This window comes from Pseudomonas sp. GW822-FHT06B12 (assembly GCF_058799675.1).
The window spans coordinates 236,706-249,628 of the sequence record NZ_JBXALR010000008.1 but is presented as its reverse complement, the minus strand read 5'-3'; the positions used below and the strand labels follow the sequence as shown (position 1 = coordinate 249,628).

The 12,923-nt window shown below is 56.0% G+C and carries 16 protein-coding genes and 1 tRNA gene; 14 read left to right on the top strand and 3 right to left on the bottom strand.

All coding sequences use genetic code 11. The annotated features are described in order from the left end of the window. Positions 1 to 17 precede the first annotated feature (17 nt). Positions 18 to 1,046 (top strand): nucleoside hydrolase, encoded by a 1,029-nt coding sequence (locus AC1RKH_RS19530; RefSeq protein ID WP_493061633.1) that lies wholly within the window; start codon positions 18 to 20, stop codon positions 1,044 to 1,046. A gap of 33 nt (positions 1,047 to 1,079) precedes the next feature. Here the strand turns inward: AC1RKH_RS19530 and AC1RKH_RS19525 are convergent, their stop codons facing one another. Further along, entirely contained in the window at positions 1,080 to 1,292 is a 213-nt protein-coding gene (locus AC1RKH_RS19525) for a hypothetical protein (RefSeq protein ID WP_123425772.1), read from the bottom strand. A gap of 128 nt (positions 1,293 to 1,420) precedes the next feature. On the opposite strand from AC1RKH_RS19525, the gene AC1RKH_RS19520 reads away from it, so the two are divergent. Further along, a complete protein-coding gene (locus tag AC1RKH_RS19520; protein ID WP_123426084.1) occupies positions 1,421 to 1,726 on the top strand; it encodes a hypothetical protein in 306 nt (101 codons plus the stop codon). Positions 1,727 to 1,890: 164 nt separating this feature from the next. Further along, complete coding sequence (locus AC1RKH_RS19515) at positions 1,891 to 2,205, top strand: I78 family peptidase inhibitor (protein WP_123425773.1); 315 nt, start codon at positions 1,891 to 1,893, stop codon at positions 2,203 to 2,205. A gap of 72 nt (positions 2,206 to 2,277) precedes the next feature. Here AC1RKH_RS19515 and AC1RKH_RS19510 read toward each other — a convergent pair whose 3' ends face one another. Together AC1RKH_RS19510 and AC1RKH_RS19505 are read right to left on the bottom strand one after the other, a co-directional pair. Next, positions 2,278 to 2,490 (bottom strand): cold-shock protein, encoded by a 213-nt coding sequence (locus AC1RKH_RS19510; RefSeq protein WP_003179963.1) that lies wholly within the window; start codon positions 2,488 to 2,490, stop codon positions 2,278 to 2,280. 293 nt (positions 2,491 to 2,783) lie between these two features. Next, positions 2,784 to 3,083, bottom strand: a complete 300-nt coding sequence (locus AC1RKH_RS19505; protein WP_123425774.1) for a hypothetical protein — start codon at positions 3,081 to 3,083, stop codon at positions 2,784 to 2,786. A gap of 385 nt (positions 3,084 to 3,468) precedes the next feature. Between AC1RKH_RS19505 and thrS the strand changes: the two genes are divergently transcribed. The 11 genes from thrS (at position 3,469) to AC1RKH_RS19450 (ending at position 12,916) form a co-directional block, all read left to right on the top strand. Further along, positions 3,469 to 5,391 carry a threonine--tRNA ligase gene (thrS, locus tag AC1RKH_RS19500; RefSeq protein ID WP_123425775.1) on the top strand — a complete coding sequence of 641 codons (1,923 nt, stop codon included), beginning with the start codon at positions 3,469 to 3,471 and terminating at the stop codon, positions 5,389 to 5,391. Then, positions 5,391 to 5,942, top strand: a complete 552-nt coding sequence (infC, locus tag AC1RKH_RS19495; protein ID WP_173860028.1) for a translation initiation factor IF-3 — start codon at positions 5,391 to 5,393, stop codon at positions 5,940 to 5,942. Before thrS ends, infC begins: the two co-directional genes overlap by 1 nt. Positions 5,943 to 6,002: 60 nt before the next feature. Continuing rightward, positions 6,003 to 6,197, top strand: a complete 195-nt coding sequence (gene rpmI, locus AC1RKH_RS19490; protein ID WP_008145659.1) for a 50S ribosomal protein L35 — start codon at positions 6,003 to 6,005, stop codon at positions 6,195 to 6,197. A gap of 27 nt (positions 6,198 to 6,224) precedes the next feature. After that, a complete protein-coding gene (rplT, locus tag AC1RKH_RS19485; protein ID WP_007905879.1) occupies positions 6,225 to 6,581 on the top strand; it encodes a 50S ribosomal protein L20 in 357 nt (118 codons plus the stop codon). 109 nt (positions 6,582 to 6,690) lie between these two features. After that, positions 6,691 to 7,707 (top strand): phenylalanine--tRNA ligase subunit alpha, encoded by a 1,017-nt coding sequence (gene pheS / locus AC1RKH_RS19480; RefSeq protein ID WP_007905876.1) that lies wholly within the window; start codon positions 6,691 to 6,693, stop codon positions 7,705 to 7,707. A gap of 26 nt (positions 7,708 to 7,733) precedes the next feature. Next, the gene (gene pheT / locus AC1RKH_RS19475) at positions 7,734 to 10,112 is read left to right on the top strand and encodes a phenylalanine--tRNA ligase subunit beta (protein ID WP_493061634.1); all 2,379 of its coding nucleotides are present in this window, start codon (positions 7,734 to 7,736) and stop codon (positions 10,110 to 10,112) included. Between the two features lie 3 nt (positions 10,113 to 10,115). Beyond that, positions 10,116 to 10,418, top strand: a complete 303-nt coding sequence (ihfA, locus tag AC1RKH_RS19470) for an integration host factor subunit alpha (protein ID WP_002553164.1) — start codon at positions 10,116 to 10,118, stop codon at positions 10,416 to 10,418. Then, entirely contained in the window at positions 10,399 to 10,755 is a 357-nt protein-coding gene (locus AC1RKH_RS19465; RefSeq protein ID WP_003179985.1) for a MerR family transcriptional regulator, read from the top strand. The genes ihfA and AC1RKH_RS19465 overlap by 20 nt, the downstream gene beginning before the upstream one ends. An 89-nt stretch (positions 10,756 to 10,844) precedes the next feature. Next, positions 10,845 to 10,921: transfer RNA gene (locus AC1RKH_RS19460), tRNA-Pro, on the top strand. 331 nt (positions 10,922 to 11,252) lie between these two features. Next, the gene (locus tag AC1RKH_RS19455) at positions 11,253 to 12,074 is read left to right on the top strand and encodes an ABC transporter substrate-binding protein (RefSeq protein ID WP_493061635.1); all 822 of its coding nucleotides are present in this window, start codon (positions 11,253 to 11,255) and stop codon (positions 12,072 to 12,074) included. After that, a complete protein-coding gene (locus AC1RKH_RS19450) occupies positions 12,071 to 12,916 on the top strand; it encodes an amino acid ABC transporter permease (protein WP_493061636.1) in 846 nt (281 codons plus the stop codon). Before AC1RKH_RS19455 ends, AC1RKH_RS19450 begins: the two co-directional genes overlap by 4 nt. Positions 12,917 to 12,923: the final 7 nt, after the last annotated feature.

The following is a 12,923-nucleotide window of genomic DNA, read 5'->3' as shown; positions in this document are numbered from 1 at the left end:
CGCACAAGGAGTGCGCTATGTACCGCTATGCTCAAAGACTGCATCACCTGATCCGGAGTCTGCTGCTTTTGTCCTTGCTCACCGCTACAGGCGCCCACGCGGCGGAAAAGATTGATCTGATCATCGACACCGATCCGGGTGCTGACGACGTGGTGGCGCTGTTGTTTGCCCTGGCGTCGCCCGAAGAACTGAACATCCGCGCACTCACCACCGTTGCCGGTAACGTGCGGCTGGACAAAACCTCGCGTAACGCGCGGCTGGCCCGCGAGTGGGCAGGGCGCGAAGAGGTGCCGGTCTATGCGGGGGCACCGAAACCGCTGATGCGCACGCCGATCTATGCCGAGAATATTCACGGCAAGGAAGGCCTGTCGGGCGTCACTGTGCATGAGCCGAAGAAAGGGTTGGCCAAAGGCGATGCGGTCAGTTACCTGATCGAGACTTTACGCGCGGCTAAGCCTCACAGCATCACCATTGCGATGCTTGGGCCGCAGACCAACCTGGCGTTGGCGCTGATTAAGGATCCGGAAATCACCCAGGGCATCAAGGAAGTGGTGATCATGGGGGGGGCGCACTTCAACGGCGGCAACATTACCCCGGTCGCTGAATTCAACCTGTTCGCCGATCCGCAGGCAGCTGAAGTTGTCCTCAAGAGCGGCGTCAAGCTGACCTATCTGCCGCTGGACGTCACCCACAAGATTCTGACCAGTGACGCCCGCCTGAAGCAGATTGCCGCGCTGAACAACAACGCCAGCAAACTGGTGGGCGATATTCTCAACGAATACGTCAAAGGCGACATGGAACACTACGGTATTCCTGGTGGGCCGGTGCATGACGCCACGGTGATCGCGTACCTGCTCAAGCCTGAACTGTTTACCGGTCGTGCGGTGAATGTGGTGGTCGACAGTCGCGAAGGGCCGACCTTTGGCCAGACCATCGTTGACTGGTACGACGGTCTGAAAGCCCCGAAAAATGCATTCTGGGTCGCGAACGGCGATGCTCAGGGCTTCTTCGATTTGCTGACGACGCGTCTCGCTCGTCTCAAGTAAGCCATACCCCGCAGGTGCCAGTCTGCGGGGGTTTTACTCCCTTTCCGTGTGGGGAGCGCCCATGTCGTCGATGGGGTACTTCTCGAATACCTGCTCGATGAACTGTTGAGCAGCTTTCGTGCCCAGGTCCTTGACCAGCAGGTCTATGCCAATAATCGCCAACTCTTCCGGGCTGCTGGGGCTGTAAGAGCTGTGGCCCTGGGGCCAGCTGACTTTGATATCGGCGTCGATGGTCACGGTGGTCATGATGGTCTCGCGAGGTCGGGAAGTCTGTGTGTTGAGTTAACCACCTTGCGCAGCTTTTGGCACTCCGACTTAGGCATGAACGGAGCGCTATGCGACACTTGGGCTTTGTAGATTTCAAGGAAAGTGCTGTGCAGATCGATTTGAATACCCCGGACGGCTTGACGCTTGAGGCTGTGCGCCAGTTGCTGGCGTCTGCCAGCGACGATACGCACACCCAGTTGCGGGTTACCAAGTCAGGTATTGCCTATATTTCGTCGGGTGTCGTCGGTGGAACGGATATCGACGGGCTGCTGTTTCGTCTTGAGACGTGGGCCAAGGGCTCCGGGTATGTAGGCCTGGTTGCCGCCAGCGATGAGGTCTGGGTCATGCAGATATTCAACGCGTTGAAGCAGAACTGGCCGAAACCACCCTTCGATTACATCGACATCTACTGAGCTTGTTCATATTCAGTCACGATTGCGCGGTGAACAGCGCGTGATAGCTCAGGCAGACTTGCGCGCTTGACGGTTTTGAAGGCAGGGTGATGGCAGCGACCTTGAAACCAAACGCCAAAATGGCTGTCGCACACATTCAGTTCAACTATAGAAAAGGAGGCGTCATGCCTTGGAAGCTCGCGTCATTGGGTACTTTGCTGGCCGCTGTCATGTTGACGGGTTGCAGCAGTACCTCCGAGTCGGCAAAAGACCCTGTGGTAGCCGAGGCCGGTCACGGCCGCTGTGAGGCAAAGGCTGCCGAATTCGCCATTGGCAAGAAGGCTTCGCCAGAGCTGTTGGAACAGGCCCGCACGCGCTCCGGATCGCAGACTGCACGAGTCCTCAGGCCAAACGACATGATCACTCTGGAATACCGTTCAGATCGCTTGAACCTCAATACCGACGCCAACCTGGTGATTACCCGCGTTAACTGCGGCTGATTGCATCGGGCTTTTGTTGCGGCCATAAAAAACCCCGTCACATGGACGGGGTTTTTTTAGTGCGCCTGGAAATTACTCTGGGCGAACTTGAGCAGCTTGCATACCCTTTTGGCCTTTCTCAGCCACGAAGGAAACGGTTTGGCCTTCTTTCAGGCTTTTGAAACCGTCGCTTTCGATAGCTTTGAAGTGTACGAACAGGTCGTCACCGCCACCTTGAGGAGTGATGAAGCCGAAGCCTTTTTCATCGTTGAACCATTTAACGGTGCCGGTTTGGCGATTAGACATGGTGTATCTCCAAGAAACATATATTTTCAGTAGTACTGTGCTGCTCAGGCCAACTGGGCACACCGGGGTATCATAGTCGAAATGTTCGATTTGGGAGCCCCCCGGACGTGTTGTTTGCCTTCACATCGTGCGTTCTTTGTCGCGGATTATGGCTGGAAGCCCCGGTTTCAGGGGGTTGTAGCCAAATAAGCATCCTGTAAAAAAAGCTGTAAAAGCTGTGTATTTTGTCTGAAATAGTGGTTTTTCAGCTGTTTTCTGCTCGCCAGGGCCGGTGTTTTTAGCCCCGTAGCGGCTTATTTCTTGACTCTGCATTCCTGAATGGCGTCCAGCGCCTTGGTTCGCAGCTCGGCACTCGGCTGTTTCGTCTTGCTCATCAGCTCGGTGATCTCTGCGGTCGTGAACTTCTCGTTCAGCTTGTCTGCGCCACAGGCGCAATGCATTTCGGCGGTCTTCTGGTCGACGCTCTGACTGGCGGCGGAAACGCAATCCTTCATATAGCTTTCGCGAACCCCGGCAGGCCAGGCAGCTTGCGCGCTCAGCGGGAGCAGCATTACCAGTGGGGAGGCGAGGGCGATAAGGCGGATAAGACGCATGACTGGAACTCCTTGGGGTCAATAATGTGTGGCGATTCTCAGCCTATTTGAGGTGGGTCGTACATCTCAAGTTCACTTTTTGATGCAAAAGCCCTGAATTCGGTATTGCCGAAACAAGGTCGCGGCGATGACCGTTCATCTGTGCTAGGATCCAACGCTTGGGTATTTTCAGGCTCTGGATGATCTGTTCTCCAGTGGCGGCCAATGCCCGAATAACCCTGATTTGATCTCCAGTCACTCTGGTTCGGTTTCCGGTTGGCCGCAAGGCTCCTGCCGCTGTAAGGCAGGCGTTCATTATTGAATGGCCTGGACTGAATCGCGTACTGGCTGCTCATCCCAACCCACGTGACCTTTGGTAGGGGTCACCACTAGGAGAGGAGGCGCCATGCCCACTATTACTCTTCCCGACGGCAGTCAACGTTCTTTCGATCATCCGGTTTCCGTAGCCGAGGTCGCCGCATCCATTGGTGCCGGTCTGGCCAAGGCCACCGTGGCCGGCAAGGTCAACGGCAAGCTGGTTGACGCCAGCGATGTCATCGGCAGCGATGCAACCCTGCAAATCATCACGCCAAAGGATGAAGAGGGGCTGGAGATCATTCGCCACTCTTGCGCCCACCTGATTGGCCACGCGGTCAAGCAGTTGTACCCGACGGCGAAAATGGTGATCGGTCCGGTCATCGATGAAGGCTTCTATTACGACATCGCCTACGAGCGTCCTTTCACTCCGGACGACCTGGCGGCTATCGAACAGCGCATGCACCTGCTGATCGAAAAAGATTACGACGTCATCAAAAAAGTCACTCCGCGCGCCGAAGTGATCGACGTATTCACCAGCCGTGGCGAAGACTACAAGCTGCGCCTGGTCGAAGACATGCCGAACGAGCAGGCCATGGGTCTGTACTATCACGAAGAATACGTCGACATGTGCCGCGGTCCGCACGTGCCGAACACCCGCTTCCTGAAGTCTTTCAAACTGACCAAGCTGTCGGGCGCCTACTGGCGTGGCGATGCCAAAAACGAGCAATTGCAGCGCGTTTACGGCACAGCCTGGGCTGACAAGAAGCAACTGGCCGCTTACATCCAGCGTATCGAAGAAGCTGAAAAGCGCGACCATCGCAAGATCGGTAAGCGTCTTGGCCTGTTCCATACTCAGGAAGAAGCGCCGGGCATGGTTTTCTGGCACCCGAACGGCTGGACCCTGTACCAGGTGCTCGAGCAGTACATGCGCCAGGTTCAGCGTGAAAACGGCTATCTGGAGATCAAGACTCCGCAAGTCGTCGACCGTAGCCTGTGGGAGAAATCCGGGCACTGGGCCAACTACGCCGAGAATATGTTCACCACGCAGTCGGAAAGCCGCGACTACGCCATCAAGCCAATGAACTGCCCTTGCCACGTGCAAGTGTTCAATCAGGGCTTGAAAAGCTACCGTGAACTGCCGATGCGTCTGGCCGAGTTCGGTGCCTGCCACCGTAACGAGCCGTCCGGTGCGTTGCACGGCATCATGCGCGTGCGTGCGTTCACTCAGGACGATGCACACATCTTCTGTACTGAAGAGCAGATGCAGGCCGAATCCGCCGCGTTCATCAAGCTGACCATGGATGTCTACGCCGATTTCGGCTTTACCGACGTCGAAATGAAGCTGTCCACTCGTCCGGAAAAACGTGTCGGCTCCGATGAGTTGTGGGATCGCGCAGAATCCGCGCTGGCCGCAGCCCTTGATAGTGCGGGCCTGCCGTACGATCTGCAGCCGGGCGAGGGTGCGTTCTACGGTCCGAAGATCGAGTTCTCGCTAAAAGATTGCCTCGGTCGTGTCTGGCAATGTGGTACCTTGCAGCTCGATTTTAACCTGCCGATCCGTCTGGGAGCCGAATACGTCTCCGAAGACAACAGTCGCAAGCACCCGGTAATGTTGCACCGGGCGATCCTTGGATCCTTCGAGCGTTTCGTCGGGATTCTGATCGAGCATTACGAGGGCGCGTTCCCTGCGTGGCTGGCTCCGACTCAGGCAGTGATCATGAATATCACTGATAAACAGGCAGATTTTGCCGCTGAAGTTGAAAAAACTCTCAACCAAAGCGGTTTTCGTGCCAAGTCTGACTTGAGAAATGAAAAGATCGGCTTTAAAATCCGCGAGCATACTTTGCTCAAGGTTCCCTATCTCTTGGTTATTGGAGATCGGGAAGTCGAGATGCAGACTGTCGCTGTGCGTACTCGTGAAGGTGCTGACCTGGGCTCGATGCCCGTCGCCCAGTTCGCTGAGTTCCTCGCGCAAGCGGTTTCCCGGCGTGGTCGCCCAGATTCGGAGTAATTATTATTAAGCGTGAAATGAGACAAGATAAACGAGCTGCACCGAAAGCCCCGATCAACGAGAATATCTCGGCACGCGAGGTTCGGTTAATTGGCGCTGACGGCGAGCAGATTGGCATCGTCTCGATTGATGAAGCGCTTCGTATTGCTGAAGAAGCCAAACTGGATCTGGTGGAAATTTCCGCCGACGCAATCCCACCGGTTTGCCGTGTGATGGATTACGGCAAATCGATCTTCGAAAAGAAGAAGCAGATTGCTGCAGCGAAAAAGAACCAGAAGCAGATTCAGGTTAAAGAAATCAAGTTTCGTCCAGGGACGGAGGAAGGGGATTACCAGGTAAAACTGCGCAACCTGGTACGTTTCCTGAGTGATGGGGACAGGGCCAAGGTATCCTTGCGATTCCGCGGCCGTGAGATGGCCCACCAGGAGCTGGGGATGGAACTCCTCAAGCGAGTTGAAGGTGACTTGCTCGAGTACGGTTCGGTCGAACAGCATCCTAAGATGGAAGGACGCCAGCTGATCATGGTCATCGCCCCGAAAAAGAAGAAGTAATCAACAGGGCACGGCAGGCCTTCTGATTATGTTTATCAACTGAATGCGGAGTATCCGAACATGCCAAAAATGAAAACTAAAAGTGGTGCTGCTAAGCGGTTTCTGAAAACTGCTAACGGTATCAAGCACAAGCACGCTTTCAAGAGCCACATCCTGACTAAAATGTCGACCAAGCGTAAGCGTCAACTGCGCGGTAGCAGCTTGCTGGCACCGTGTGACGTGGCAAAAGTCGAGCGCATGCTGCGCCTTCGTTAATTTAGTCAAGAATAGAGGAAGTAACTCATGGCTCGTGTAAAGCGTGGCGTCATTGCCCGTAAACGTCACAAAAAAATTCTGAAACTTGCTAAAGGCTACTACGGCGCTCGCTCGCGCGTATTCCGTGTTGCCAAGCAAGCGGTAATCAAGGCAGGCCAATACGCCTACCGTGACCGTCGTCAGAAAAAACGTCAGTTCCGCGCTCTGTGGATCGCTCGTATCAACGCTGGTGCTCGTATCAACGGTCTGTCCTACAGCCGTTTCATCGCCGGCCTGAAAAAAGCGTCCATCGAGATCGACCGTAAGGTTCTGGCTGATCTGGCAGTGAACGAAAAAGCGGCGTTTGCTGCGATTGTCGAGAAAGCTAAAGCCACCTTGGCTTAAGTACCCCCGACAGTCACCCGGGTTCACCTCTGTGGGCCCAGGTGTTAAACGTCATAAATAGGGGAAGAGCCTTCAAGCTCTTCCCCTATTTTGTATCTGGAGTCTGTACATGGAAAACCTGGATGCGCTGGTCTCTCAAGCACTAGAGGCTGTGCAAAGCGCTGAAGATATCAATGCCCTGGAGCAAATCCGGGTTCACTACCTTGGCAAAAAGGGTGAATTGACTCAGGTGATGAAGACCCTGGGGAATTTGCCGGCAGAGGAGCGTCCGCAGGTCGGTGCTCTGATCAACGTTGCCAAGGAGCGTGTCACAGAGGTTCTCAATGCGCGCAAGGCGTTGTTTGAAGAGGCTGATCTAGCCGCCAAACTGTCCGCCGAGTCCATTGACGTGACCCTGCCTGGCCGCGGTCAGACCTCCGGTGGTCTGCATCCGGTTACCCGCACTCTGGAACGTATCGAACAGTTCTTCACCCACATTGGCTACGGCATCGCCGAAGGCCCTGAGGTCGAAGACGACTACCACAACTTTGAAGCGCTCAACATCCCAGGCCATCACCCGGCCCGGTCGATGCATGACACCTTCTATTTCAATGCCAACATGTTGTTGCGCACCCATACCTCGCCGGTACAGGTCCGCACCATGGAATCGAAACAACCGCCGATCCGCATCGTCTGCCCAGGCCGTGTGTACCGTAGCGACTCCGATATCACCCACTCGCCGATGTTCCACCAGGTCGAAGGCCTGCTGGTTGATCGCGACATCAATTTCGCCGACCTGAAAGGCACCATCGAAGAATTCCTGCGTGTGTTCTTCGAAAAAGAACTGGCCGTGCGTTTCCGCCCTTCGTACTTCCCGTTCACCGAGCCATCCGCCGAAGTCGACATGGAATGCGTGATGTGCAGCGGTAAAGGCTGCCGTGTCTGCAAGCAGACTGGCTGGCTGGAAGTCATGGGCTGCGGCATGGTTCACCCGAACGTGCTGCGTATGTCCGGGATCGACCCGGAAGAGTTTTCGGGCTTTGCCTTCGGCATGGGCGTTGAGCGTCTGGCCATGCTGCGTTACGGCGTGAACGACTTGCGTCTGTTCTTCGACAACGACTTGCGGTTCCTCGCGCAATTTCGCTAGTCGTAACGAATTCTTAGGAGAGCAGGATGAAATTCAGTGAACAATGGCTGCGCGGCTGGGTAAGCCCGCAGGTAAGTCGCGACGAGCTGGTTGCTCGTCTGTCGATGGCCGGTCTTGAGGTCGATAGCGTTACGCCGGCCGCCGGTGAATTCAGTGGCGTGGTCGTGGGCGAGGTGCTGAGCACCGAGCAGCACCCGGACGCCGACAAGCTGCGCGTTTGCCAGGTCAGCAACGGCTCGGAGACCTTCCAGGTAGTTTGCGGTGCGCCAAACGTGCGCCCGGGCCTGAAGATCCCGTTTGCCATGATCGGTGCCGAGCTGCCAGGCGACTTCAAAATCAAGAAGGCCAAGCTGCGCGGCGTTGAATCCAACGGCATGCTGTGCTCGCAAGCCGAACTGCAAATCGGTGAAGGCAACGACGGCCTGATGGAATTGCCGGCCGATGCGCCGGTTGGTCAGGACATTCGTGAATACCTGAGCCTGGACGACGCCAGCATCGAGGTCGACCTGACCCCGAACCGTGGCGACTGCCTGTCCCTGGCCGGTCTGGCCCGTGAAGTCGGTGCGCTCTACGCTGCCGAAGTCACCCGCCCGGTCGTTGCGATCGTGCCAGCCGCACACGATGAAGTGCGTTCGGTTGAGGTTCTGGCACCCGCCGCTTGCCCGCGTTACCTGGGTCGCGTGATCCGTAACGTCGATCTGTCCAAGCCTACGCCGCTGTGGATGGTCGAGCGTCTGCGTCGCGCTGACGTGCGCAGCATCGACGCTGCTGTCGACATCACCAACTACGTGATGCTGGAGCTGGGTCAGCCGCTGCACGCTTTCGATCTCGCCGAAATCAATGGCGGCATCCGCGTGCGCATGGCCGAAGAAGGCGAGAAGCTGGTTCTGCTCGACGGTCAGGAAGTCAGCCTGCGTAGCGATACGCTGGTGATTGCCGACCACTCCCGCGCCCTGGCGATTGCCGGCGTGATGGGGGGCGAGCACAGCGGTGTATCCGCAACCACTCGCGATGTATTCCTGGAAAGCGCGTTCTTCGATCAGATCGCTGTCGCTGGCAAGGCTCGTTCTTACGGTCTGCACACCGACGCCTCGCACCGCTACGAGCGTGGCGTGGACTGGCAACTGGCCCGTGAAGCCATGGAACGCGCCACTGGCCTGTTGCTGGAAATCACCGGCGGCGAAGCGGGCCCGATTATCGAAACCGTCAGCGAGCAGCACCTGCCGTCGATTGCTCCGGTCACTCTGCGTGCTCAGCGCATCACCCAGATGTTGGGCATGGAAATGGATTCGGCCGAAGTCGAGCGACTGCTCAGTGCTTTGGGTCTGAAGATTTCCGCGGACGGGGCAGGGCAGTGGCGCGTAGAAGTGCCAAGCCATCGCTTCGATATCAGCCTGGAAGTCGATCTGATCGAAGAGCTGGCCCGTCTGTACGGCTACAACCGTCTGCCGGTTCGCTACCCGCAAGCCCGTCTGGCGCCGCAAGCCAAGGCTGAAGCGCGTAGCGATCTGCCTGAGCTGCGCCGCCTGCTGGTGGCTCGTGGTTATCAGGAAGCGATCACTTACAGCTTCATCGATCCGAAACAGTTCGAGTTGTTCAGCCCAGGCGTCGAGCCTTTGTTGCTGGCCAACCCGATTTCGAACGACATGGCCGCCATGCGCTCGTCCCTGTGGCCGGGTCTGGTCAAGTCGCTTCAGCACAACCTGAACCGTCAGCAGGATCGCGTCCGCCTGTTCGAAAGCGGCCTGCGCTTTGTCGGTCAGCTGGAAGGCCTGAAGCAAGAGCCGATGCTGGCCGGTGTGGTCTGCGGCGGCCGTCTGCCGGAAGGCTGGGCCCAAGGTCGCGATACCGTGGATTTCTTCGACGTCAAAGCCGACGTGGAAGCAGTGCTGGGCTTTGCCGGTGCACTGGATTCGTTCACATTTGTACCAGGCAGCCACCCTGCGTTGCACCCGGGTCAAACCGCGCGCATCGAGCGTGAGGGTCGTGTAGTCGGTTACATCGGCGCTATCCACCCTGAATTGTCGAAAACCCTCGGTCTCGACCGTCCGGTCTTCGTTTTCGAGCTGGTTCTGGCCGAAGTGGCATTGGGCAAAATGCCAAAATTCAGCGAGTTGTCGCGCTTTCCTGAAGTGCGTCGTGACCTTGCGCTGCTGGCAGACAAAGACGTTGCAGCCAGTGCCGTACTGGACGTAATCCGTGAAAATGCAGGCGAATGGCTGACGGACCTCAGGCTATTTGACGTGTATCAGGGTAAAGGTATTGATCCGCATAGAAAAAGCCTTGCAGTTGGCTTGACCTGGCAGCATCCATCGCGCACTCTTAATGACGATGAGGTGAATACCACGACGCAAAACATCCTCACCTCGCTCGAACAAAGGTTGAACGCCACGTTAAGGAAGTGACGTATGGGGGCTTTGACGAAAGCTGAGATGGCGGAACGTCTGTATGAAGAGCTGGGCCTGAATAAACGGGAGGCCAAGGAATTGGTCGAACTGTTCTTTGAAGAAATCAGGCACGCTCTTGAAGACAACGAACAGGTGAAGTTGTCCGGTTTCGGCAACTTCGACCTTCGGGACAAACGCCAGCGGCCTGGCCGCAATCCGAAAACGGGAGAAGAAATCCCGATCACGGCTCGCCGTGTGGTCACCTTTCGTCCAGGGCAGAAGTTGAAGGCCCGAGTTGAGGCTTATGCTGGAACCAAGTCATAACGACGAGCTCCCCGTCATCCCAGGCAAACGCTACTTCACCATCGGTGAAGTCAGCGAGCTTTGTGCGGTAAAACCGCACGTGCTGCGCTACTGGGAGCAGGAGTTTCCTCAACTCAACCCCGTCAAGCGCCGCGGAAATCGCCGGTACTATCAGCGCCAGGATGTGCTGATGATCCGGCAGATCCGCGCGTTACTGTACGACCAGGGGTTCACCATCGGCGGAGCGCGCCTGCGCCTTTCCGGCGATGAAGCCAAAGACGACACCACCCAATACAAGCAAATGATCCGCCAGATGATCGCCGAACTCGAAGATGTTCTGGTGGTACTCAAGAAATAAATTCCTGCTTTTAAATACTTCCAGTTTTCAAAAGCTTGCGATATATTCTTAAGCGTTCTTCGAGATGAGGAACAGGTTTCACGCCTAGTCGGGGCGTAGCGCAGTCCGGTAGCGCACTAGCATGGGGTGCTAGGGGTCGAGTGTTCGAATCACTCCGTCCCGACCATATAATTCAAGGGGTTGCGAGATTTTATCTCGCGACCCCTTTTTATTTGTCTGCGTTTTTACCCCCACAAAACGACTGGCTCTCGGTGGAATCCTCACCTCTTTCGGAGGGGATGGACGCAAGATTTCTGTGTGCCAAAGTCCTCCTTCCCCACAGGAAGTTTGGCGATGGAGGGCAGGGATGGACCTCGTTGACGGCTCGTAAGTAGCGTCTGAATCGCTAGATTCAATATAGCTTGAATGCAGTCTTATATTCCATAAATGTAGTACAAACTATTTTTATAGTGCGTTTTAATCTATTCAGTATTTTGAATCGATTGGAGCACTTGTCTGTGAAAACTAAGGCGCTTTTACCTTTTGGCTTGGCATTATTGGCTACATGCTCGACGGCGTTCGCGGGCTCCACTCTGGATCGCGTAACCAGCAGCGGGGAGCTGACCGGCGTCCTGATGGAAAGCTATCCACCATTCTCCTTTCTCAATGAACAGAACCAACTGGACGGGTTTGACGTCGATGTCGCCAAGGCCGTTGCGCAACGGCTAGGGGTGAAACTGAAGCTGCAAACACCGTCTTGGGATGTCATCGCTGCCGGACGCTGGAACGGACGATATGACATCTGCGTCTGCTCGATGACCCCGAGCAAGGCACGGGCCGAAGTGTTCGACTTCCCGGTCGAGTATTACCAGTCACCGGCGGTGATCGTGGTGAATGCCAAAGACAAGAACATTGTCACGGGCAAGGATCTGTCAGGTAAAAAAGTCGGTGTGATCAGTGCGTCGACCTATGAAGCCTATTTGAACAAAGATCTGGTGATTGAAGGTGCCGAGGACAAGCCGTTGAGTTATCCATTCGAAAGCGTCCAGATCGCGCCATACGACAACGAAACGGTAGCCTTCCAGGATCTGGCTTTGGGCACGGGCGTGCGCCTGGATGCCATGGTCACCAACCTCATCACTGCTCGCGAACGCATCGCCCAGGATCCTCGCTTTAAAATTGCTGGCGACACACTGTATGCAGAGCCCAACGTGGTAGCGATCGAAAAGGGCGACCCTCAATGGAATGACAAAGTCACTGAGGTCATCACTCAACTCAAGGCTGACGGCACGTTGAGCAAGATTTCGCAAAAGTGGATCGGTGCCGACATCAGCCAATGACAGCCCTCAATCCACACCCTGCAAAGGCGCCTGTTGCACCCGAGCCCGTACCGCACCGTTTTAGCCAGCTATTCGGTTTTCGTACTCGCCTGTATTTGACCTGGGCGGCGCTGTTCGGCTTGTGCGTCATGTTTTTCATGAGCTTCGATCTGAAGTTCTCGATCATTCTGGAGAAGTTGCCCAATCTGGTCGGTCTGCATTTGGGGCCAAACGGTTTCTTGCAAGGCGCCGCACTGACGCTGTTTTTGTGCTTCTGTTCGATCTGGTTTTCGTTGCTCCTTGGTTTCGTGACGGCGCTTGCGCGCCTGTCTCGCAGTGCAGTGGCTTTCGGCATTGCCAGTTTCTATGCGTCTTTTTTTCGCGGTACTCCGCTGCTGATTCAAATTCTGCTGATCTATCTGGGTCTACCGCAGTTGGGTGTTGTTCCTGGCGCAATCAGTGCGGGGATCATTGCGCTCTCGCTCAATTATGGTGCCTACCTCAGCGAGATTTTTCGTGCTGGCATCATGGCTGTAGCACCTGGACAGCGCGAAGCGGCGATGGCTCTGGGGCTGAGGCCGGCGGCGACGTTCCTGCACATCATCCTGCCGCAAGCCATGCGCACGATCATTCCCCCGACAACCAGTCAGTTCATTTCAATGCTCAAGGACTCCTCGTTGATATCGGTGATGGGCGTCTGGGAAGTGATGTTCCTGGCGCAGTCGTACGGTCGCTCGTCCTACCGCTACATCGAAATGCTCACCACTGCAGCCGTTATCTATTGGCTCCTGTCCATTGGACTGGAGTTGATTCAGAACCGTCTTGAACGCCACTACGGCAAAGGTTTCAAGCATCAGCGCTGACCCGCGC